The sequence below is a fragment of the Streptomyces sp. A01 genome, from assembly GCF_059026195.1.
Genome location: NZ_JBWLKN010000001.1, coordinates 497,989 through 517,681, shown reverse-complemented (window position 1 = coordinate 517,681; position 19,693 = coordinate 497,989). Strand labels below are relative to the sequence as shown.

Sequence of the window (19,693 nt, the reverse complement as noted above, 5' to 3'; positions counted from 1 at the left end):
AACAATCCCCAGGAGTCCACAGCGATGGCCCAGAACGAGTACGAGGCCAAGTTCCTCAACATCGACGTCGACGCGGTCCGCGACCAGCTGCGCACCGCCGGAGCACAGCTCGTCTTCGACAAGACCATGTTCACCCGGCTGATCTTCGAGAACGACACCGTCCAGGGCGAACAGTGGCTGCGCCTCCGCGACGAAGGCGGCAAAACCACCCTGACCCTCAAGCAGGTCAGCGACGCCACCACCATCAACGGCACCACCGAGATCGAGATCGAGGTCAACGACCTCGACAAGACAGCTGAACTCCTCAAGGCTGTCGGGCTCCGCCAGGTCCGGTTCCAGCAGAACTACCGCGAGGAGTGGCAGATCGGCGACATCAAGTACGACCTCGACACCTGGCCCGCCCTGCCCACCTTCATCGAGATCGAAGGTCCGTCCGAGGAGGCTGTCCGCAAGGCGGTGGCCGAGCTCGGCTTCGCCTACGAGCAGGCCCGCTACGGCAGCATCGACCTCATCTACAAGAGCGAGCTCGACCGGGACATCCTCGCCGAACCCACCCTCCTGTTCGGAGAATACGAAACCCTGACGACGTAGGCTCGCCACTCCGGCGGCCAGCAGACCAGCGGCGACCCCCATGTGCCGCTGGACTATCACCACCGCTACGAAGACGCAGAACCCGTCGTGCTCGCACACGTAGACCGTGAGCTGCGACCGCAACGGGCTTCCTCCAGGAAGAGCGGCAGCCTGAACAGGGAAATCAGGCGCTGCTCCGATTGCATTCACGCCTGTTCAGCACCGTCCACCGCTCGGTTTTCGAGGCATTCCATCTGGGACCAGAAGCGGGCCCACTGCCTCCGCTGGAGCGGCACCGCCTGGACCGGCGAACGCGGCCCGGAGATGCCCACCACAGCGCTGATGAGCAGTGTCGCGGCCGTATACGGCACCAGCACCTACTGGTCCGTGGGGACCACGTCGTTCTCGCCATACCCGCCCGGCCACGCGCACATCGAGCGGTACGGCTGAGGCGGCTCCGGTCCAGTGACCCGGCCCCGGACCCGGACCGGACCTGGGGCAGCCTTGCTGTGGCGATCGAGGGCCCGGCACAATGCCGTCGGACCACAACACACTTCCATGACACGGTCGTTGAACACGGCGGCCGTACCGGCGGCGGGTTCCGGCAGTGGCTCGCAAGGGGGCAGCGATGGTGTCGGCGGCTGAGAAGGCGCTGGGCAGAGTAGTCCGGCGGTACGAGACGGACGACCGCAGGCGCGGCCGGACAGCCGTGGTGGCACTGGTCGTCGGGATCGCCGCCGCTGCCGTCGCGACTCCGCTGATCTTCCGCGCCTTCGAGGACACCGGCGGTTCCGTGAGCCGCGGCACCCTCCCCGGCCTGCTGCTCGGCCTGTCCCTGGCCTGCCTGTGGTCGGGCATCTCCAATGGTCTGCGGTGGTCCAACCGCAGCGGTGAGGTGTTCACGGTGCGGGAGGGCGGCCTGGCCTACCACTGCACCGGGGAGTCGCGCGTCTTCCCGTGGGAGCACATCGAGTCGGCCGGGGACTCCGGCCAGGACAACGCGCTCTGCCGCCCTCTGGGCTGGGACGTGCACTGCCGCATCAAGACCAAGGGCGGCAGCCGGCTGCTGATCTCCGGCTTCACCAAGGACGCGGCCGAACTCGCCAGGACCGTGGAAAGCGCCGTACGCCACGGCATCCTCCCGCGACCGCCGCACAGCGCGTAGCACGCGGGACGCGCGGCAGCGGGACGCGCGGCGCGGGACGGGAACGACGGGCTCCAGCGGCGGCACCGGCCGCGGAAGGCGGGTGCCGCCGCCCCGCGCCGCGCCCACCCAGGGCGCCCTCCCCCTCCTGTGCCCCCTTGCCGTTCCGCTTCCCCTTCTGCTCCAATCAGCGGCACACGTCTAGACCATTGGTCCAGACGTGAGAGGCGCAGCCGACGCGACCGGGCCACCGCACACGTCCGGCCGCTCAACCGCAGCGCACGGCCGTCCGAAGGTCACTCAGGAACAGCGCCACTCGACAACGGCTCAGCGAGAACACCCGCGCCCTCGCGCACGCCGCAGCCCTCGCCCTGGAGGACCCATGCCCCGGCTCAGCAGAACGCTCGCCGCCCTCCTCGCCGTCACCTCGATGGCCGCCGCCTATCCGGCTTCCGGAACGCCCGCGCCCCGCGCCGAACGCCACAGCGGTGCCGGACCGGTCCAGCCGCTTCCCACGGTGTCCCCGACGCCGCAGCACATCAGCCGCGCCGGGGCGGATCTGGCGCTGCCGCGCAGGGCCGAGGTCGTCATCGGCGCGGGCACCGACCGGGCCGCGCGCACCCTGCTCACCGACACGCTGCGCGCCCACGGCGTCCGGCGGATCGACGTCACCGAGCGCGCCACCGGCCACGCGCCGCTGGCCTTCCTGCTCGGCCCCGCCACCCGCCCCGACCTGGCCAAGGCCCTGTCCGGCAGCACGGTCCCCGAGCGCGAGGAGGGCTACGCGCTGCGCGTGGACCGGCGTGCGGGCGGGGGCACGGTGGCGCTGGGCGGCACGGACGCCGCCGGCCAGTACTACGCCGTCCAGACCCTGCGCCAGCTGTTCACCGGGCCGGACAGGGGTGCCCCCCGGATCGCCGGGGCCGCCGTGTCCGACTATCCCTCGATGCCGTTGCGCGGCAGCATCGAAGGGTTCTACGGACCTCCGTGGACCAACGCCGAGCGGCTCGACCAACTGGACTTCCTCGGCGACATGAAGTCCAACACCTATGTGTACGCGCCGAAGGACGACCCGTACCACCGCGAGAAGTGGCGCGAGCCGTACCCGGCGGACAAGCTCGCCGAACTGACGAAGCTGGCGCAGCGGGCGCGGGAGAACCACGTCCGCTTCACCTTCGCCGTCTCGCCGGGCGCCTCCATCTGCTATTCGGACCCCGGTGACACCAAGGCGCTGACCGCCAAACTCCAGGCCATGTACGACGCCGGGGTGCGGTCGTTCTCCCTCCCGCTGGACGACATCAGCTACACGCGGTGGAACTGCGCGGGTGACGAGAAGGAGTTCGGCGCCCCGGGCCGGGGCCCGGCGGCCGCCGCGCAGGTGCGGCTGCTGAACACGGTGCAGCGCGACTTCATCGCCACGCACCAGGGCACCAACGCGCTCCAGATGGTGCCGACGGAGTACGGCGACCTGAAGGAGACCACGTACAAGCAGACCCTGCGCACCTCGCTCGACCCGGCGGTGCGGGTGATGTGGACCGGGACGGACGTGGTGCCGCCCGAGATCACGATCAGTCAGTCGGCGCAGGCCGCCAGGCTCTTCGGCCGCAAGGTCTTCGTCTGGGACAACTATCCGGTCAACGACTTCGGCCAGACCAAGGGGCGGCTGCTGCTCGCGCCCTACGACAAGCGTGAGCCGGGGCTCTCCGGGCACCTCAGCGGCATCGTCTCCAACCCGATGAACCAGGAGGCGGCCAGCAAGCCCGCCGTGTTCACCATGTCGGACTTCTCATGGAACGACCGCGGCTACGACCGGGCCCGCTCCGGCCGCCAGGCCGCGCTGTACCTGGCGGGAGGCGATGAGCGGGTGGCGGCGGCCATGCGGTGGTTCGTCGACCTCAACCACGCCGCGCCGACCTTCGGCCGGGACCTGTGGCAGCCGCAGGCGCCGCTGCTCAGCGCGCGGCTGGACGCCTTCTGGAAGACGTACGCGACCTCTCCGGCGCGGGCGGTGCGCGCGCTGCGGCCGACCGTGCGGGCGATCACGGCCGTACCGCGGACCCTTCGCGACGGCGTGCCCGACGCCCTCTTCCTCTCCGACGCCTCCCGCTGGCTGGACGCGACCGAGCTGTGGGGGCGGGCGATGGGGCACGGACTGTCCGCGCTCCAGGCGATCGAGGCCGGTGACCCGGCGAAGGCCGCGGCGGAGCGGAAGGCGATGGACACCCGTGCCGCCGAGGCGTCGATGATCACGGTCGATCCCGTGGAACACCACCAGGTCGGCCCCGTGAAGATCGCCGACCCGTTCGTCGGGGACTTCGTCACCCGGGTGCGCGCGGCGCACGACGCCTCGTCCCGTTCGTAAACACCCTCCGGGACAGGCGGCGGTGGCCGCTCGCCCCGTGCCCGTACGAGACCGCCCACCGCGGCTTCCCGCCGCGGCCCAGGAAGGGAGAGCGCATCCCATGGACCGGAGAACGTTCATCGGCATGCTCGGCGCGGCGGGCGTCACCGTCGGACTCGGCGCCCCGGCGGGCGCGTTCCGCCCCGCGGCGCGTGCCGCCACGGGCGCGCCCGCCGCCCGCGCACCGCACCAGCCGTTCATGCACGGCTACGACGCCGCCGGGATCAAGAACTGGAGTCCGCGCACCGACCGCTGGGCCCGGTACTTCCGCTCGCGGGTGCCGCTCGCCCGGACGATCGCGCCGTTCGCCCCGACGCAGGCCGACCCGGCACTGGCGACAGGGCCGAAGGTGATGAACCTCAGCTTCGACTACGACAACACCTTCTTCACCGCCCACAAGTACAACGACGTCTTCGCCCGGCGCCTGCTGCGGTTCTGGCAGTACACCGACCTGTACGGCTCCTGGCACGGCCTGCCCGTCGACGGCTCGCCCACGGACGAGCCCGTGCACGGACTGGTCAACCCGCCCAACCCCGCGTACACCGACGCCGCCCACCGCAACGGGGTGAAGAGCCTGGGCTGCTGGTTCTGGCCCAGGCCCGGGGTGTTCGCCGACTATCTGGAGCAGCGGGCCGACGGGTCCTTCCCGGTGGCGGACAAGCTGATCGAGATGGCGGGTTATTTCGGTTTCGACGGCTACTTCATCAACCAGGAAGCCACCATCTCCACGGCCGACGCGGAGAAACTGATGGAGATGCTGGCGTATCTGCGCGCCACGGCGCCGGACGGCTTCCATTTCCAGTGGTATGACACGCTGCTGGTCAGCGGGCGGCTCGCCTACCAGAACGCGTTCAACGACACCAACGCCCCCTGGGTGCTCCACGGTCGGACCCCCGGCGCGCACAGCCTGTTCGCCAACTACGCCTGGGACAAGGACCGGGTGGAGACCTCACGGGCCACGGCGCGGCGGCTCGGTCTGGACCCGTACGAGGTGGCGTTCCTGGGCACCGAGAACGAGAAGTACGGCTACAACCCGCCCTACGACACCCGGCTGGTCTTCCCCGAAGGGAAACCGGCGCGGACGAGCTGGGCCCTGTTCGGCTCGCACTTCGCGTGGGACCGCTTCCCGGACCGGGAGAACCCCGACGCGCAGCAGGCGGTCTTCCAGCGGGAGCGGCGCTACTGGTCGGGCCCGAACGAGGACCCGACACGCACCGGCCGCACGGAGTACGAGCCATGGCCGGACGAGGATGACGGCAAGCCCCGCGACCCGGACAACCACAGGAAGTGGGACGGCGTCGCCCGGTACATCACGGAGCGCTCGGTCATCGGGGCCTTCCCCTTCGTCACCCGCTTCAACACCGGCCACGGGCGGGCCTTCTTCCTCGAAGGGAGGCGGGCCGGGGAGCGCGAGTGGAGCAACGCGAGCATCCAGGACATCCTGCCGACCTGGCAGTTCTGGGCGCGCAGCGGCGGTCAGGGGGCGCCGCTCGCCGTCGACTACGACTACACGCAGGCGTACGACGGCGGCTCGTCACTGCGGATATCCGGCGTCCTCGGGCCGGACAACGCGACCACGGTGCGGCTGTTCAAGACCGCGCTCGCCGTGGCGGGCGGCGAGCGGCTGTCGCTCACGTACCGCACCGGCCACCCCGGGGGAGACAGCGGCCTGGAGACCGGGCTGGTCTTCGCCGACGCCCCGGACCGCTTCGTCTGGCTGGCAGCCGGTCGCGCGAGCCGGGGCTGGCGCACGGCGACGCTGCCGCTCGGCGCGTTCCGGGGCCGCACGATCGCGGCGATCGGCGTCCGCGTGACGGCCGCGCGCGGCGGCCCGTACGCGGTGAACATCGGCGAACTCGCACTGCTCGGCGCCCGCCGGCTCCCCCGCCCCGCCCGGCCTTCCGGCTTCCGGATCGACGCGGCCCACCTCGCCGGGGACGACGCTGAGGTGTTCCTGTCCTGGCGGCTGGCCGAGTCCGGGGTGTGGTTCTACGACCTGTACCGGATGCTCCCGGACGGCGGGCGCGAGGCGGTCGGCCGGATCTGTGACGACGTGTACTACGTGAAGTCCCTGCGCCGCGCCGCTGGTGAGGACGTCTCGGTGCTGCGGCTGGTCGCCGTCGCCCCGGACGGCTCCCCTGGCGCCCCCGCCGAGACGGAGCTGCGCTGGACCTGGCCGCCGACGCGGGGCGACTCCGCGGGGCGACTCACAGCCTCTGCGTGAACGGCGCCCAACGCGCCGAAGAAGCCCTGGTGACGCGGGCATTGCGGAGCATTTCGTCCCGTTTCATGCCCTCGTTTTTCCACAACCCCACCTCCCTCTCACCGGTCTCACCTGCCGACACGACAGGGCTGTGAAGGCGGAGGAACAGAGTGCTTCGAAGACTGAGCCATCGACAAAAGCCACGAAGGCCACGAGACCCGCGAGAGCCACGTGAAGGATGGGCGGCGGGTGGTGCGCGCGGCCTGAGGGGTGCGAAGCGCGGGAGTGCGGCGACCGCCGTGGCGGCGGCGCTCGCGTTGACCGCCGCGCTCGCCGTGACCGCCGCACCGGCGTCAGCGGCCGACCGGGCGGCAGGCCCGCAGGCCATGCCGTCGACCACCATCCCCGGAGAGCGGATGGCGGACCCCAGGGCGGCGGGTCTGCTGACCGCCGACGACACCGGGTATCTGACATCGACGCAGCCCCGTGACCCGGGCGGCACCTCCACCTGGGTCGGCGACGACGGCAGGACCGTACGCGACCTGCCCAACGCGCAGGCGTTCAACGGCGGTCTGGGCCTGGAGCGCACATGGAACACCGACAAGTACCGCATCAGGCACTACGCGACCGGCAAGGTGGTCCCCTTCGACCTGCCGGAGACCGACACGGCCACCGGCATCTTCGCCGAGGACCGGATGGTCACCGTGCGCAAGACCGGCGGCAAATACACGCTGCGCCTCCTTGAGGCGCGCGCGGGCGGCGGGGCGCCGGTTGACCGGCCGGTCTCCGGTGTGCCCGACACCATGCAGGGCGCCGTGTTGACCCCCGCCTCCGACGCGCGCGGCGCGGCCTTCTGGTACAAGCCGGTGGGCGGTGGCGCGTACCGCACCGCGCTGATCGACTTCGCCTCGGCGCACATGACGCTGCTGGACACCGGCGACTTCGGCGTCGTGGAGTACCCACGGCTGACCGAAGACAAGATCGTTTTCATGTCCGTCGACAAGAAGTTCGACGTCTCCGACGCGTACGTCATCGACCGCGCCCACCCGGACCGTCCCGGCACGCACATCGAGGCGCTCGACGGGGTCAAGGACTTCCACACCGAGATGGCCGTCGTCGGCGACTGGCTGGTGTACGTGGGACCCGACGACGCGCGGCATCCGGTACGCGCCATGCCGATCGCGGGCGGCCCCGCGCGCACCCTGCTGCCCCGCTCCCGTGGCACCTTCGTCACGCCCGGGGACGGCAGCGTCATCGTGGAGGGCGGCAGCGACGCGAAGCACTGGGCCTTGCAGAGCGTCACCCCCGGCGCGGACGGCGCGCCCGGCGTCGCCCCGCGCGTGGAACTGCCCCCCGTGTCGGTGTGGGAGGTCGGCGGTCTCGCCGTCGACCACGGGCGGGTGCTGGTCGCCGCCGAGGACGCCCGGGCCACCCAGCCGTACGACGGGACCCGGCTGGCCGGTTCCGCGCTGAGCCTGTCCGCGGACGGGGAGCTGACCGCCGCGCCGCCCGAGGATCTGGCCGACCTGGGGTACTGGGTGCCGGGTGACGACACCGGAGATCCCGGCTCCGGCGGCCACTACGAGAACTGCTACGGCAGTTGCCTGCGGTTGACGGGCACGGGCGAGTCGTCCGTGGCGCACACGACGTACGGCGTCCCCGAGGTCGTCGCCGCGTCCGGCGCGTACCAGGTGGTCCGCCCTTACGAGACGCGCCAGGAGGTACGCCAGGGCTCCAAGGTCCTGCGGGCCGGGGCGCCGGGGCCGGCCGCGCTGTGGGGCAGCACGCTGTGGACTCCGGGCAGCACGCGCGGCACGGTCAAGACGGTCACGCTGCCGTCCATGACCGAGACCGCCACGGAGCCGGTCGGCGCGCCCTGCGCCGTGCGGGACCTCCAGGTCGTGGGCCGCTGGATCTACTGGTCATGCGGGCCCGACGGGGAGGCGGGCGTGTACGACCGCGGTACGAAGCGGCTCATCGGCGTGCCCTCCGGCTACGCGCAACTGGCCGACGGCTACCTGGTCAGCCAGGACATCGCGGCCGGCAAGCTGATGATCACGTACTTCCCCGGCGCGGTGCCCGACGGGGAGGCGGGCACCCATGAGCTGGCGCCGCTGCCGTCACCCGTACCCGCCCCGCAGGACCGGCGCGGCCGCTTCTGGGCGGTCGACCGCTTCGGTGGCGCGGTGGCCTGGCTCGACGCCTCGGGCGACGTGGCGGTGAAGTGGCCGCAGGTGCGCACCGCACCGCCTTCGGTGATCGCCAAGGTGGCGCCGACCGCGCTCGACACGCGAAGCGGTGGCGTCTGGAATGCCACATGGCACACCTCGCGGCCCGTCGCCGGCTGGGAGCTGACCGTGCGGCGGACACCGGGCGGCAAGGTGGTCAGCACACGCACCGGCGGGCTGACCCGCGGCAAGATCACCGCAAGCTGGGACGGCACCTCCGGCGGCAAGAAGGTGCCCAGCGGGTCGTACCGCTGGACCCTGACCGCCCGGAGCACCGGCCCGGCGGCCGGGCCGGTGGCCGTCTCCGGGGTCATCGCGGTCCGCTCGCGGTAGCGCGGCACCGAGGGCGCGAGCGCCGGGCGGGCGGCTGGGGGACGAGCCGCCCGCCCGGCGCCGTGCCGGTCCCGGCGCGGACAGGGCACGGCGACGGAGTGGGCGGCTCGTCACACGCCGCCGTTCAGCGCCTGCTCGGTCCAGATGACCTTTCCGGTGGGCGTGTACCGGGTGCCCCAGCGCTCGGCGAACTGGGCCACGAGGAACAGGCCGCGACCGCCCTCGTCCGTGGTGGCGGCGTAGCGCAGGTGCGGAGCGGTGCTGCTGGAGTCGGAGACCTCGCAGATCAGGCGGCTGTCGCGGATCAGGCGCACCTGGATCGGGCCCGAGGTGTAGCGAATGGCGTTGGTGATCAGCTCGCTCAGGATGAGTTCGGTGGTGAACGCCTCCTCGTCCAGCCCCCACTCCCCCAGCCGCTCGGAGACCGCGGCGCGCACCGTGGAGACGGCGGAGGGGTCGGACGCCACGTCCCAGTGCCCGACCTGGTCGGCGGGCACCGTACGGGTGCGGGCGACGATCAGCGCCACGTCGTCGTCCGGGTGTTCCGGGAGGAGCTGGTCGAGGACGGTCTGGCAGGTCTCCTCCGGGCCCCGGTCAGGCCCGGTCAGAGCGTCACGCAGCAGACCGAGCCCGACGTCGATGTCCCTGCCCCGGTGGTCGATGAGCCCGTCGGTGTACAGGACGAGCCGGCTGCCCTCCTGGAGCGACAGCTCGGCGGCCTCGTAGGGCAGACCGGCCACCCCGAGGGGCAGCCCCGCGGGCACCTCGGGGAACTCCACGGTGCCGTCAGGGCTGACGACGGCGGGCGGCGGGTGGCCGGCCCGGGCCACGGTGCAGCGCCGTTCGACCGGGTCGTAGATGGCGTACAGGCAGGTCGCGCCGGTGACGGCGGCGGCGCCGCCGGTCGCTGTGTGGTCCTGGTCTATGTGGCTGACCAGCTCGTCCAGGTGGCCGAGGAGTTCGTCGGGCGGCAGATCGAGCGAGGAGAAGTTGTGGACCGCCGTGCGCAGCCGCCCCATGGTGGCGGCCGCGTGCAGGCCGTGGCCGACGACGTCGCCCACCACCAGCGCGACGCGCGCGCCGGGCAGCGGGATGACGTCGAACCAGTCGCCGCCGACCCCGGCCTGCGCCAGCAGATAGCGGTACGCGACGTCGAGCGCGCTCTGCTCGGGCAGGCCGCGCGGCAGCAGGCTCTGCTGCAACGTCACCGCCATGGCGTGCTCGCGCGTGTAGCGGCGGGCGTTGTCGACGCACACCGCCGCGTGCGCGACCAGTTCCTCGGCGAGTGCCAGATCGTCGTCCTCGAACGGCTCCGGTTTCATCGAGCGCCAGAAGTTCACGACGCCGAGGACACCGCCGCGGGCCCGCAGCGGGACCGCGATGAGGGAGTGGATGCCGTAGTCGAGGATGCGCTGGGCGCGCTCGGGGTCCTGGGCCCGCCACCCCTGGGACTCGCGCAGGTCGGGAACGATGACCGCACGGGCACTGCCGAAGCCCTGCGCCTGGGGCGTGGAAGCGGCGAAGTCGATGAGCTGGTCCGCCGGATAGAGGGGGTGGTCGTCGCGGATGCCGCGCAGAGCCGTCCGGCGCATCTCCGCGGCGCCCCCGGCGGGCGGCTCCTCGCCCAGCAGGACGGCCTCCACCAGGTCGACGCTGGTGAAGTCGGCCAGCTGGGGCACGGTCACCCGGGCCAGCTCCTCAGCGGTCCGCCGCACGTCGAGCGTCGTACCGAACTCCACGCCCGCGTCGTACAGCAGCCGCAGCCGCTTGCGGGCCGACTCGGCCCTGCCGGTGAGGGTGTGCAGCTCGGTGGTGTCCCGCAGCGTCGCCACGGTGCCGGGCGGGCCGCCGTGGCGGTCCGTGGTCCTGTTGTTCACCGCCAGCAGCCGGTTCCCCGCGGTGACCACCTCATCGGTCGTCACCCGTCCGGAGGCCAGCATCTCGACCACGGGCCCATCGAGCCCCAGGTCGGTCACGTGCCGTCCTTCCGCGTCGGCGGGCAGGGCGAGGAGCCGCCGCGCCTCGTCGTTGGCGAGCACGAGCCGCCGGTCGCCGCCGAGGATGAGGACACCCTCACGGACCGCGTGCAGGACCGCGTCGTGATGTTCGTACATCCGTGTCATCCGGGCGGGGTCCAGGCCGTGCGTCTGGCGGCGCAGCCGCCTGCTGGCGAGCGCGGTGCCCGCCATGGCCAGGGCGAGTCCGATTCCGCCGCCACCGAGGAGGATCGGCAGCTCGTCGTTGAGGGACTCGCTGACCCTGCTGGTCCGCATTCCGGCGGAGACCAGGCCCACGACCTCGCCGTCGGGACCGGTGACGGGAACCACCGCCTGCACCACTTCGCCGATGGTTCCCTGGACGGTCTCGGTGTGCTGGTGGCCGGCGCGCGCCTCGCCTATGTCGCCGACGAACTTCTTGCCGATCCGGTCCCGGATGGGGTGGGTGTACCGCACCCCGTCGGTGGTCATGACGACGACGAAGTCGACGTCGGTGTCCTTCCTGGCGGCTTCGGCGCGTGGCTGGAGCACGGCCGTCGGATCGCGGGAACGCAGCGCCCGCTCGATGCCGGGCGAGTCGGCGAACGTCTCGGCGACGGCGACTGACCGGGTGCGGGCGACCTGTTCGCCATCGCGCTCGACGTGCAGGACAAGTGCCGCCACGCCTGCGGCGACGATCAGGAGCACGATCAGCACTTGCAGCACGAAGATCTGTCCAGCGATGCTGCGCACGCTCAGTATCGAGCGCGAGGGCGGGCGATCACTACCCTCCGAGCGTCGGCCTGTGGCAGTGGAGGCCGACGGAAACCGGGAGCGGCCCATGACCACATGTTGACATCGAAAAGTCCGCGAGGCGACCTGTGCGTTCCCACCAATTCACGGCGCCCGCCGACTGAGGCGGCCGCACGCGCCGGACAGCCGCCGCTTTCCGGCGCGCCGCCCCGGAGGCGAGTTCCGCCAGGCCCGGGAGGGCCGGGCGCCCAAGCCCCGGCGCGTGGCAGCGGACCGCCGGAGGTGCGCGGCGCGGGCCCGCCGGGTCGCCAGGGCAGCGCACGCCAGCCATAATCGCTCACGTGTTCTATTTGGTGCGTATGCTGGAAGACATGGCGGTCACCCTGCAAGGTTCACTCTTCGACGCGGCTGAGGACATCGGCCTGGGTCCGCTGACGGCCGCCCGCCGTACGACGATGGCGCACGGCGCCTGGATCGATGCACTCCCCGGCTGGCTGACCGGCGCCGACGCGCTGTTCGAGGCCCTGGTCGACGCCGTGCCCTGGCACGCGGAGCGGCGGCAGATGTACGAGAGGGTCGTCGACGTCCCCCGGCTGCTCGCCTTCTACGGAACCGGGGACCCGCTCCCCCACCCGGTACTGGACGCGGCCCGCTCCCGGCTCAGCGAGCACTACGGGCCCGAACTGGGCGAACCTTTCGCGACCGCCGGGCTCTGCTACTACCGGGACGGCCGGGACAGCGTCGCCTGGCACGGGGACCGGATCGGCCGCGGCGCCACCCAGAACACGATGGTCGCCATCGTCTCCGTCGGGGAGCCCCGCCAGCTGATGCTGCGCCCGCGCGACGGCGGCGCCCCGGCCCTGCGGCGCGCCCTGGGCCACGGCGACCTGATCGTCATGGGCGGCTCCTGCCAGCGCACGTGGGACCACGCGATCCCCAAGACGAGCAAGCCCGTCGGCCCGCGCATCAGCGTCCAGTTCCGCCCCCGCGGCGTGGCGTAGCGGGCCGAGCACAGGCTTCCCCAGGCCACCAAGCCCAAGCGGGGGCGCCCCACCAGGGGCGCGGGGAACCGCGCGACCAGCCACAAGCCCACCCGCACTCCACAGCGCACGGGCAGGGACTCCCCCGCCCCCGACTCCGCGAGGCGGACCGCCCACAGACCTCCCCAGGCCACCAACCCCAAGGGAGCGCGCCCCACCAGGGGCGCGGGGAACTGCGCGACCAGCCACGAGCCCACCCGCAGACCACGACGCACGGGCAGGGACTCCCCCGCTCCCCCGGCACGACCCGCCGGACACGGCCGAGCACCGCAGCCCGGCCTCCGCAGGCCGAGCGGACTCGCCTGATGCGTTCTGGGGTGGAAGTGGCTACGGTGGACAGTGCCCGATCGGTCCCTTTTCGGAAACTTCTCCGCCAGTCGCGGGGCGGCATCCGGCCCGGGCCAGAAGGGTGAATGAGCACCGTGCTTCGGACCGAAGGCACGCACCACGGGGGCGGGTACACCTGCCGTCCCCGCATCGTGCCGGGGTCCGGCTTCGTGCGCTCCCGTGGAGAATCGTCCGCCGTTCCGGGAGCTGTCCCATGACGACTGTACGAGTACGAGCACAAGCCAAGCGCCCCTCGAAGCATCCGCACGACGATGCACCCGACACCGCGGCCGCCTTCCGGGAACTGTCCGTCCTTCCCGACGGACCCGAGAAGGACGCGCTGCGCGCACAGATCATCTCCGCCTGGATTCCCATGGCCGACCGGCTCGCCCGGCAGTTCCGCAACCGCGGCGAGGCCCTGGAGGACCTGCGCCAGGTGGCGGCACTCGGCCTGGTCAAGGCCGTCATCCGGTACGACCCGACACGCGGGATCGCCTTCGAGAGCTTCGCCGTGCCCACCGTCGTCGGCGAGGTCAAGCGGCACTTCCGCGACCACATGTGGGAGGTGCACGTCCCGCGCCGGGTGCAGGAACTGCGCAACCAGGTACGAGCCGCCTGCCGCGAGCTGTCGTCCTCACTGGACGACCGCACTCCCGGCGTCGATGAGATCGCCGAGTTCACGGGGCTCAGCCCGGAGGACGTACGGCTCGGCATGCAGGCCCTCGACAGCTACAGCGCCCTGTCACTGGACGCCGAGCTGTCCGGCACCGAGGACGGCTACTCGCTCATCGACACCCTCGCCGACCAGGAGCCCGGGTTCGACCAGGTCATCGACCGCGAGGCGGTCAGGCCGAAGCTCAGCCAGCTGCCCGAACGCGAGCGGCACATCCTCTATCTGCGTTTCTTCTGCGACATGACGCAAAGCCGGATAGCCGAGCAGCTGGGCATCTCCCAGATGCACGTCTCCCGGCTCATCAACCGCACCTGCGCCACTCTCTGCGCCGAGGTGATGAGCGACAAGGTGCCCCGGTCGCCCCACCGAGGTCAGGCCGATGCGCCGGGCGCCACCGACGGGCACCCGGCCGGCTGACCTCAGCCGAGCTCGTGCCCGGTGGTGGCGTCGACGTGCGTCGGCACGGGATCGTGCCGGTCACCGACGGACAGCGTGCCGCTCGGCTCGAAGACGAGGATCGAGGCTCCGGCTGTCGAGTACGGCCGGTGCTCGACGCCGCGCGGTACGACGAAGACCGCGCCCTGGGGCAGGGTGACCTCACGCTCGGCCCGCGGACCGACCGCGCCCTCGGGCGTGCCGCCGTCGCGCAGGCCGATACTCAGCCGGCCGTCGAGGACCAGGAAGAACTCGTCGGTGCTGTCGTGGACGTGCCAGATATGTTCGCCCTTCACCTTGGCGATCCGGACGTCGTAGTCGTTGACTCGGGTGACGATGCGGGGGCTCCACAGGGCCTCGAAGGTGGCCAGCGCGTCCCGCAGACTGATGGGTTCGTTGTTCACCAGCCCATCCTCGGCCGTGACAGCGGGGCGGCGGGAGTGCTAGGAATCGCGTATGCCGCAACAATCCTCGCACCACGCCGCACTCCGACCGGGCGGGCCACCCCCGGACAGGGCACAGCCGGACGGGACACAGCCGGACGGCGCGCGGACTCCGGAGCCGGCGGACCCGTCCGGCCGTCCGGCAGCCGCGGCCCCGCCGGGCTCCACGCGCCCGCCGCGCCCCGCGAGCCGTCCGCATCGCGTGGCGGTGATCGTCGATGACGGGTCCAACCCGTTCGAACTGGGTGTGATGACCGAACTCTTCGGGCTGCGCCGCCCCGAACTGGACCTTCCCTGGTACGACTTCACTCTCTGCGCGGCGGCGCCCGCCGTCCGGATGCACGCCGGGATGTTCACCCTGTCCGGCGTGGCCGGGCTTGAGGCGGCCGACATGGCCGACACCGTGATCGTGCCGAACCGGCCCGACCCCGACGCTGATCCTTCGCCGCTGGTGCTGGCGGCGATCCGGCGGGCAGCCGCACGCGGTGCCCGACTGGTGAGCCTGTGCACCGGGGCGTTCGTCCTGGCCGCCGCCGGAGTGCTCGACGGGCGCCGGGCCACCACCCACTGGCGGTGGGCGGACAGCTTCGCCGCCCGCTACCCCGCGGTCGCCCTCGAACCGGATGTGCTGTTCGTTGACGAGGGCGACGTACTGACCGCGGCGGGCAGCGCCGCCGCGCTCGACCTCGGTCTGCATCTGATCCTGCGGGACCACGGCGCCGAGGTGGCCAACGCGGTGAGCCGAAGGCTGGTGTTCGCCGCCCACCGGGACGGCGGCCAGCGGCAGTTCATCGAGCGCCCCGTGCCCACCCGGCCCGGCACCTCCCTGGCGCCCGTGCTCGGCTGGGCCCGGGAACGGCTGGACCAGCCGCTCACCGTCACCGGCCTCGCCGCACGCGCGGCCGTCAGTCCCGCCACCCTGCACCGCTGGTTCCGCACCCAGCTCGGCACCACCCCGCTGAGCTGGCTCACCGCCGAACGTGTGGCGCTCGCCTGCCGGTTGATCGAACGCGGCGGGCTCGGGCTCGACCGGGTCGCCCAGCTCAGCGGCCTGGGAACCACCGCCAACCTGCGCGCCCAGCTGCGCCGCAAGACCGGGCTCAGCCCGGCGGCCTACCGCCGGCGCTTCGGCCCGGCGGCCCTCCGTACGCCTGCGGCGGCGAGCCACCCCGTACGGTCTCGCCACCCGGCCTGAACCGCACCCCGGGCGCACCCACCCGCACCGCCATGTCCTGCCAGGTCGCGGGCGTCCCAGCACAGGCGGGGCCGCGTGAACGGGGCGTGGGAACCGGACAATCGGCGGTGCGGCCGCCATGGACCACCGGAAGCGCTGGCGGCCCGCCGGGCGCCGCGAGCAGACTTGCGCCATGGAACTCATGGTGCCGGTCAACGACGGTGAGGTGTGGGCGGACGACTCCGGAGGGGACGGACTGCCACTGGTTCTGCTGCATCCGGGGATCACGGACTCCCGCGTCTGGGACACCGTCATGCCGCGCCTTACGGAGCGGCACCGGGTCATCCGTTACGACGCGCGCGGCTTCGGGCGGTCTCCGGTGCCCACCACACGGTATTCACTCGTCGATGACCTGGTCGCGGTCCTCGACCACTTCGAGCTGAGCCGGGTGGTCCTGGTCGGCTCCAGCATGGGCGGCGCCACGGCGGTGAGCCTCACCCTCAACGACCCCGCGAGGGTCGCCGGACTCGCCCTGCTGTGCCCGGGCGTCACCGGCTACGCCGGGCTCACCTCGCCGGACATGATGGCCGAGATCGAGACACTGGCCAAGGCGGGCGACATGGACGGACTGGTGGCCCTGGCGCTGCGCGTCTGGGCGGCGTCCGGTGTCGGCGACGACGCGGAGGCCGCCGCCCACATACGCGGGGCGATCCCCGCCTGGTTCACCACCCAGCCGTACCAGGTGCCGGACCCGCCCGCCTTCGACCGGCTCGGCGAGCTGGACACGCCCTGTGTGCTGGCGGTGGGCGACCGGGACCAGGCCGAGGTGATCCAGTGCAACGAGGAGATGGCGCAGCGCGTTCCGGGCTGCCGTCTGGTGCGGATGCAGGGCTGTGACCACCTTCCGACGCTGCGCGAGCCGGAGGCGGTCGCCGGTCTCGTGCTGGAACTGTCCGGCAGCGTGCACTGACACACCGGCACCGGCCGAACGAGCCGAGTGGGAGCGGCCGCGACCCGCCGCGACCTCTCCCACTCGGCGTACGCCGAACAGCGTTCGCCGACCACCCGCACTCCACACGTTGGGATGGGGCGTCAGACCACCGGTATCTCCTCCTGGGCGCCCGCCGAGGCGCGCCGCAGGCCCAGCGTCACACCGGCGGTGGCGAGCGCGAGGACCATCAGCAGCGCGCTCACCCACACCGGCGAGCGGTAGCCGAACCCCGCGCTGATCGCGAGCCCTCCGAACCAGGGGCCGATGGTGGCACCCACGTTGAACGCCGCGGTGGCGAACCCACCGGCCAGGGTCGGCGCGCCCGTCGCCAGGTGGAGCACCCGCGAGATCAACGCGGGGCCGGTGCCGAACGCGAGCATGCCCTGGAGGAAGACGAGCACGACCGCGGCCACCGGGTTACCGGCGGTCAGCGCGAGCGCGGTCCAGCCGATGGCCAGCGACACCATGCCCGCCACCATGAGGGTGACCGGACGGGCGTCGGTGAGGCGCCCCCCGACGGTGACGCCGATGAACGAGCCCACGCCGAAGAGCGCGAGCACCGCGGGCACCCACCCGGGACCGAATCCGGTGACCTCCGTGACCAGCAACGCGAGGTAGGTGAACGTACAGAACGTCGCGCCCTGCAAGAGCGCGCTCATCAGCAGGGTCAGGGAGAGCTCACGGTCACGCAGGACACGCAGCTCCTTGGCCGCGCTCGTGGACACCGCTGCTGCTGCCTCCCCCGGCACCGCCCGCGCGATGGCGACGATGGCCGGTACGGAGACGAGGGCCACCGCCCAGAACGCCGACCGCCATCCCCACTGCTCGCCCAGTAGCGCACCGGCGGGGACTCCCGCCACGCAGGCGACGGTGACGCCTCCGACGACGACGGCTGTGGCCCGCGCCTTGGCGTGCGGCTCGACCATGCTGACCGCCGCCGCCAGGGCGACGGCCCAGAACCCCGCGTTCGCCAGTGCCGCGACGACCCGCGTCGCGAGCAGCACCCCGTAGCTGGGGGTGAGGGCGCCGATGGCGTGTACGGCGGCGAAGACGCAGAGAAAGAGGATCAGCGCGCGGCGCCGGGGCCAGCGGCGGCTGAGCAGCGCCATCGAGGGCGCGCCGACGACCATCCCGATCGCGAACCCCGAGGTCAGCAACCCGGCGGCGCCGACGGATACGTGCAGGTCCTCGGCGATGCCCGGGATCAGGCCCGACAGCATGAACTCCGATGTGCCCTGGGCGAACACCGCGAGCCCGAGCACGTAGACGGCAAATGGCATGGCAGAACTCCGCAAACGGCTAGTGGATCAACTGGGTGGGGTGGGGCGTGCCCGCTCAGCACGGCGGGTGGCGAACGCGGCTGACGGCTGAGCAGTCCGGTCGGTTCACGGACATGGCGCGGCACGGACCCGCGACCGCGTGCGCGCGGCAGAGAGGTCCGTTCGCTTCAGGAAATCGGCGTACGTCCGCCGTGGAAGGCAGCCCACATGACGGTGATCCGGCGACAGCAGCCGTGCGGAGGAAGGCCCGCGACTCCACGGTCGCGCGACGTCAACTCGGCAGGGGGTCAGCCACCGGTCAACCGGTGGCTAGCGTCTGTTCGCCTCGGGGCTGGACATGATCGCGACGATAACAGCCCGGGTCAGAACCGCTCCAGTCCTTTTACGGCCCCGCCCTTTGCCGATCCGGGTCGGGGCAACTCCACGGCCCGAGTCGGGGCAGCCGAGGGCTCTCATCCGGGGGAACGGCGTGCCTCACGACAACGAGAGCTTGCTTCCGGCGGGCAGGAGAGCGCGGGCTGTTTGCTCAGGCATCGAGCGGAAACCCGACCGGCGTCCTCACTTCTCGACCGCCGGGAGGCATGTCATGGCAGCATCCACACAGGTCAGCCCCGAGCTGTGGGACGAGTTCCATACCGTCGTCAACATGACCTCGCGTGAGCTGCGGGAATGGCTGAGCGTCAACGCAGCGGGCGAGGAAGCAGAGGAAGTCCCCGACCATGCGGGAAAGCCGATCAGCCGCCAGGTCGTCGATATTCTCGACAAGCGCCGTACGGACCTCACCGACGACGATGTGCGGGTGATGCGGCGCGTATGCGACATCGTCCGGTCGCAACGTGACCCCGATCTGGAGCCGAAGGCCGGCGGGGCGGAATGGCGCCACGGCCTGATGAGCATCGGCCACGACCCGCTGAAGCCCTCTCCCTGACCGACGCGGCCCCCAGCAGCCCTCCCCGACACCGCCCAGGCCGCCCTCCGCGCGGGACCGACCCCGCGCGGAGGGCTCATACGGGGCACATACGAAGAAGGGGCCGGACGCTCAGACGAGCGTCCGGCCCCTTCGTATGTGCCCCGTCAGGGTGTGCCCCGTCAGGGGCGCGGGGAACTGCGCGACCGGCCACAACACACCCGCAGACCACGACGCACAGACGAGGCTCCCGTCCTGGGTCCATCCGCCGTCCCGGACCCGCCCGCGCGGCAGGTGGTCATTCGCCCCGCCGCTCGCCCTTCGGGCCCTTTCCGCGCTCGGTACGCGGCCCCTGGGACCTCCACTTGGGGTCGGCCTGGAGTTTCTCGTTCGCTTCCCGGTTGGCATCCTGGTCCGAGATGCCCCGGTCCTCCGCCTCCTTGCGGAGCCTCGCCCGTTCCTTGTCGTACGCCTTGCTGCCGGGCTCCGGCATAGCGGCCGCCTCCTTCCACGCGACGCGCACCCTCATTCCCGCGCGTCGCGCCGTGCTGTGGATTCACGCCTGACACGTCATTCACGTCTACCCAGACGACTGCTTACATGTCGTCCTCGCGGGCAACGTTGGGGCTTGTTCCTCCCGCTCGCCTGGACTCGTCTCCCGCTCGTCCGGACTGCGCTCGCGGGTTCCCGGCAGGCGGCGGCCCAAACCTGGCCGCGCGGCCCGGACGCGCCCTGCCTGCGAGCCGCCTCGCGGCGGTGAGGGAAAAGCGCCCACGTCCCGATAGAAAGCGACAGAAAGATCCCGCCCCCTCTTG

At 72.0% G+C, this 19,693-nt stretch carries 14 protein-coding genes; 10 read left to right on the top strand and 4 right to left on the bottom strand.

Going from position 1 to position 19,693, the window contains the following annotated elements; all coding sequences use genetic code 11:
- The first annotated feature begins 24 nt into the window (after positions 1–24).
- From AC5P1B_RS02105 to AC5P1B_RS02085, 5 genes are all read left to right on the top strand, one after another.
- Positions 25–591, top strand: a complete 567-nt coding sequence (locus tag AC5P1B_RS02105) for a class IV adenylate cyclase (RefSeq protein WP_493884393.1) — start codon at positions 25–27, stop codon at positions 589–591.
- A gap of 607 nt (positions 592–1,198) precedes the next feature.
- The gene (locus tag AC5P1B_RS02100; RefSeq protein ID WP_493884392.1) at positions 1,199–1,735 is read left to right on the top strand and encodes a hypothetical protein; all 537 of its coding nucleotides are present in this window, start codon (positions 1,199–1,201) and stop codon (positions 1,733–1,735) included.
- 361 nt (positions 1,736–2,096) lie between these two features.
- Positions 2,097–4,076, top strand: coding sequence for a glycoside hydrolase family 84 protein (locus AC5P1B_RS02095; RefSeq protein ID WP_493884391.1), 1,980 nt, complete (start codon positions 2,097–2,099; stop codon positions 4,074–4,076).
- A gap of 100 nt (positions 4,077–4,176) precedes the next feature.
- Complete coding sequence (locus AC5P1B_RS02090; RefSeq protein ID WP_493884390.1) at positions 4,177–6,339, top strand: endo-beta-N-acetylglucosaminidase; 2,163 nt, start codon at positions 4,177–4,179, stop codon at positions 6,337–6,339.
- A gap of 278 nt (positions 6,340–6,617) precedes the next feature.
- On the top strand, positions 6,618–8,879 hold the full coding sequence (locus AC5P1B_RS02085) for a hypothetical protein (protein WP_493884389.1): 2,262 nt from the start codon (positions 6,618–6,620) through the stop codon (positions 8,877–8,879).
- A 110-nt stretch (positions 8,880–8,989) separates the two neighbouring features.
- Here AC5P1B_RS02085 and AC5P1B_RS02080 read toward each other — a convergent pair whose 3' ends face one another.
- Complete coding sequence (locus tag AC5P1B_RS02080) at positions 8,990–11,698, bottom strand: SpoIIE family protein phosphatase (RefSeq protein WP_493884388.1); 2,709 nt, start codon at positions 11,696–11,698, stop codon at positions 8,990–8,992.
- 281 nt (positions 11,699–11,979) lie between these two features.
- Here AC5P1B_RS02080 and AC5P1B_RS02075 point away from each other — a divergent pair, with 281 nt between their 5' ends.
- Both AC5P1B_RS02075 and AC5P1B_RS02070 read left to right on the top strand, forming a co-directional pair.
- Positions 11,980–12,609: an alpha-ketoglutarate-dependent dioxygenase AlkB gene (locus tag AC5P1B_RS02075; RefSeq protein WP_493884387.1), complete on the top strand. Its 630-nt coding sequence runs from the start codon at positions 11,980–11,982 to the stop codon at positions 12,607–12,609.
- Positions 12,610–13,189: 580 nt separating this feature from the next.
- Positions 13,190–14,065 (top strand): SigB/SigF/SigG family RNA polymerase sigma factor, encoded by an 876-nt coding sequence (locus AC5P1B_RS02070; RefSeq protein WP_493884386.1) that lies wholly within the window; start codon positions 13,190–13,192, stop codon positions 14,063–14,065.
- Positions 14,066–14,067: 2 nt separating this feature from the next.
- Here AC5P1B_RS02070 and AC5P1B_RS02065 read toward each other — a convergent pair whose 3' ends face one another.
- A complete protein-coding gene (locus tag AC5P1B_RS02065) occupies positions 14,068–14,487 on the bottom strand; it encodes a cupin domain-containing protein (RefSeq protein WP_493884385.1) in 420 nt (139 codons plus the stop codon).
- Between the two features lie 247 nt (positions 14,488–14,734).
- Here AC5P1B_RS02065 and AC5P1B_RS02060 point away from each other — a divergent pair, with 247 nt between their 5' ends.
- Together AC5P1B_RS02060 and AC5P1B_RS02055 are read left to right on the top strand one after the other, a co-directional pair.
- Complete coding sequence (locus tag AC5P1B_RS02060; RefSeq protein ID WP_493884384.1) at positions 14,735–15,721, top strand: helix-turn-helix domain-containing protein; 987 nt, start codon at positions 14,735–14,737, stop codon at positions 15,719–15,721.
- Between the two features lie 172 nt (positions 15,722–15,893).
- Positions 15,894–16,670, top strand: coding sequence for an alpha/beta fold hydrolase (locus tag AC5P1B_RS02055; RefSeq protein ID WP_493884383.1), 777 nt, complete (start codon positions 15,894–15,896; stop codon positions 16,668–16,670).
- Between the two features lie 122 nt (positions 16,671–16,792).
- Here AC5P1B_RS02055 and AC5P1B_RS02050 read toward each other — a convergent pair whose 3' ends face one another.
- Positions 16,793–17,971 carry a Cmx/CmrA family chloramphenicol efflux MFS transporter gene (locus AC5P1B_RS02050; protein WP_493884382.1) on the bottom strand — a complete coding sequence of 393 codons (1,179 nt, stop codon included), beginning with the start codon at positions 17,969–17,971 and terminating at the stop codon, positions 16,793–16,795.
- Positions 17,972–18,557: 586 nt separating this feature from the next.
- Here AC5P1B_RS02050 and AC5P1B_RS02045 point away from each other — a divergent pair.
- Positions 18,558–18,899: a DUF3140 domain-containing protein gene (locus tag AC5P1B_RS02045; protein ID WP_493884381.1), complete on the top strand. Its 342-nt coding sequence runs from the start codon at positions 18,558–18,560 to the stop codon at positions 18,897–18,899.
- A gap of 277 nt (positions 18,900–19,176) precedes the next feature.
- Here AC5P1B_RS02045 and AC5P1B_RS02040 read toward each other — a convergent pair whose 3' ends face one another.
- Positions 19,177–19,371 (bottom strand): hypothetical protein, encoded by a 195-nt coding sequence (locus tag AC5P1B_RS02040; protein ID WP_493884380.1) that lies wholly within the window; start codon positions 19,369–19,371, stop codon positions 19,177–19,179.
- Positions 19,372–19,693: the final 322 nt, after the last annotated feature.

What these genes read in the sequence shown, in the direction of transcription:
- AC5P1B_RS02105 (WP_493884393.1), top strand. Translation starts at nt 25, where the DNA reads ATGGCCCAGAACGAGTACGAGGCCAAGTTCCTCAACATCGACGTCGAC.
- AC5P1B_RS02100 (WP_493884392.1), top strand. Translation starts at nt 1,199, where the DNA reads ATGGTGTCGGCGGCTGAGAAGGCGCTGGGCAGAGTAGTCCGGCGGTAC.
- AC5P1B_RS02095 (WP_493884391.1), top strand. Translation starts at nt 2,097, where the DNA reads ATGCCCCGGCTCAGCAGAACGCTCGCCGCCCTCCTCGCCGTCACCTCG.
- AC5P1B_RS02090 (WP_493884390.1), top strand. Translation starts at nt 4,177, where the DNA reads ATGGACCGGAGAACGTTCATCGGCATGCTCGGCGCGGCGGGCGTCACC.
- AC5P1B_RS02080 (WP_493884388.1), bottom strand. Translation starts at nt 11,698, where the DNA reads ATGGGCCGCTCCCGGTTTCCGTCGGCCTCCACTGCCACAGGCCGACGC.
- AC5P1B_RS02075 (WP_493884387.1), top strand. Translation starts at nt 11,980, where the DNA reads ATGGCGGTCACCCTGCAAGGTTCACTCTTCGACGCGGCTGAGGACATC.
- AC5P1B_RS02070 (WP_493884386.1), top strand. Translation starts at nt 13,190, where the DNA reads ATGACGACTGTACGAGTACGAGCACAAGCCAAGCGCCCCTCGAAGCAT.
- AC5P1B_RS02055 (WP_493884383.1), top strand. Translation starts at nt 15,894, where the DNA reads ATGGAACTCATGGTGCCGGTCAACGACGGTGAGGTGTGGGCGGACGAC.
- AC5P1B_RS02050 (WP_493884382.1), bottom strand. Translation starts at nt 17,971, where the DNA reads ATGCCATTTGCCGTCTACGTGCTCGGGCTCGCGGTGTTCGCCCAGGGC.
- AC5P1B_RS02045 (WP_493884381.1), top strand. Translation starts at nt 18,558, where the DNA reads ATGGCAGCATCCACACAGGTCAGCCCCGAGCTGTGGGACGAGTTCCAT.
- AC5P1B_RS02040 (WP_493884380.1), bottom strand. Translation starts at nt 19,371, where the DNA reads ATGCCGGAGCCCGGCAGCAAGGCGTACGACAAGGAACGGGCGAGGCTC.